Below are 2,128 nucleotides of genomic sequence, written 5' to 3'. Positions count from 1 at the left end.
GCCCCCGCCCCCGGTCCCGCCGTTGCCGCCGCCGCCCCCGCCGGAGTTCCACTGGTTCAAGGTCAGTTCCCCGTCGGTCCCGCCGCCGCCGGCGTTGCCTGGGGCGCCGCGGGCCGTGCCCCCGGTGATGCCGAGGCCATTGTACGGGTAGTCGGTCCCGGTCGTCGCCACCGCGCTGCCGTCGTAGATATAGCCCGGGGTGCCCGCGATGCCTTCGCCCTTCGCGCCGTTGAAGTTCTTGGTCGAGCTCTGGACGTAGTCCGTGCTCAGGCCCCCGGTGTCGCCGGTGAGCTGGCGGCCGCCGCCGCCGCGGAAACCCAGGCCGTCGAGGCTCACCGTCGCGCCCCCGAGACTCAGCACGCCGGAGACATCGACGGCCAGCACGCCGCCCGTGGCCCCGTTCCAGGCCGCCGCAGTCAGGCCCGAGGTCAGCGTGGCCGAGCTGTACTGCGGGACCCGCACGGCCTGGAACTGCCGCTGGCCCTGCGTGGACGTGGCCGCCGCGTCGGTGTAGGCGTGCATGAGACCGCCGGCTACGCCCTGCCCCTGGAACGACAGCGTGCCGCCGCCGGTCCCGAGCGCGCTCAGGGCCTTGACGTACTCGTACATGCCGGATCGGTTGAGGCTCGTCGAGCCGCTGGCGGGGTCCCCGGCCACGCCGTCGCCGTAGGAGCTCGTGTTCGAGGAATCGATCGCCGCGTCCTGCATCTGGATGACCAGGACCATGTCCCCCGCGGAGATCGGCGTCGCGGCCCCGGCAGAGGCTCCGAGCGTGATGGACATGGCGTTGGCCGGGGCCGAGGCCGCGCCGGGCCAATAGGTGTTGACCACGCCGGTGAGACTGACCGCCCCGTCCCGGCTGGGCGCGCCGCAGAGTATCGTGTTCCTGACATAGGTGTAGGCGTCCGCCAAAGTGTCGGACTGGCCGTCCGGGTTGGTCACCGTCACGTCCGCGGTCCCGGCCGCGCCGGCCGGGGTGGTCGCGGTCAGGTGGGAGGAGTCCACCCAGGCCACCGACGTCGCCGCCTCGCCGCCGATGAGTACCGTCGCGCCGCTGACGAAGTTCGTCCCCGTGATGGTCACGCTGGTCCCGCCCAGGATGTCGCCGGAAGCCGCGGCGATGCTCGTGACCGTGGGGGGGGCCTGCGTGGCATACAGGCTCCATTGCTCGGTTGAGCTGGTCCCTCCGCTCCAGCTCGCCGGGAAGGCGCCGTAGACTTGCCAGAGATAGTTGCCGCTGCCCGCGGAGCCCGCCGTATAGCTCGGCCCGTTGCTCGTCGCGTTCCACTGCCAGGCCAGCCAGTAGGTGCCGCTGTTGAGCGTCAGGCTGGTGGGCGAGCCCGCCGAAATCAGCACGGTGTTCCATGACGCTGCCGTCGCCGCCACGTCGCCGCTCTCCCACAGCTTCGAGCTCGGCCCCGAGGAGTCCGAGTACAGGGCCAGCCTGACGTTGCCTGTGTCGTGAGCGTAGAAACTCAGCGACTGGACGATCGCATCCGTCGCCAGAGTCGCTTGCGTGGCCTTCGCCCGCCCCGTGAGCACATCGTCGATGAAAATCGTGCTCGTGTCCACCCCATCCATGTGCAGCAGAAGGACCGAGTAGGAATCATCATCGTAGCGCGCCGCAGGGGGGGTGAAGCCGGCGGTCCAGCGGGCGAGACCCTTGCTGACCCGCAGCCCGTCGATCCAACCGTTCAAGCGGTTGGTGCCGAGGCCGTCGGAACCGACGTAGGCGCTGCCCGCGTAGTCGGGGATGCTGGCCGAAGAGCTCCCGGTCAGAGTGAGCGCCTGGCTCACACCGTTCTGAAAGATGTACGAGTTGGTGGTGCCGCTCCTGACGAAGGCGACGTGATACCAGGTCGCTGTCGCCAGCGCTCTGTTGGCTGTCTCATATTGGATCGTGGTCGCGCCGCCGCTGTGCACCGTGTAGCCCCAGCGATAATTGCCGGCGCTGACGCGACGCATATAAAACGACATATAATTGTTCGCGCTGACCGATTGGGCGAAAAGAGGGGCATAGGGGATGCCGGCCGTGGGCAGGGAATTGAACCTCACCCAGCAATCCACCGTGAAGTCGCCGGTGCCCAAGACCCAGTCCGCCGAATCCGGTATGCTGAGATACTGGCTC

1 protein-coding gene is annotated in these 2,128 nt (G+C 68.9%); it reads right to left on the bottom strand.

Annotated features, from left to right (window positions below; translation table 11 throughout):
• On the bottom strand, positions 1-1,965 hold a 1,965-nt coding region (locus tag NTY77_14535; protein MCX5796708.1), incomplete at its 3' end, for an IPT/TIG domain-containing protein.
• Positions 1,966-2,128 lie beyond the last annotated feature (163 nt).

This window comes from Elusimicrobiota bacterium, assembly GCA_026388095.1.
GTDB lineage: Bacteria > Elusimicrobiota > Elusimicrobia > UBA1565 > UBA9628 > UBA9628.
The sequence above is the reverse complement of the archived record's forward strand: the minus strand, read 5'-3'. Positions and strand labels throughout refer to the sequence as shown.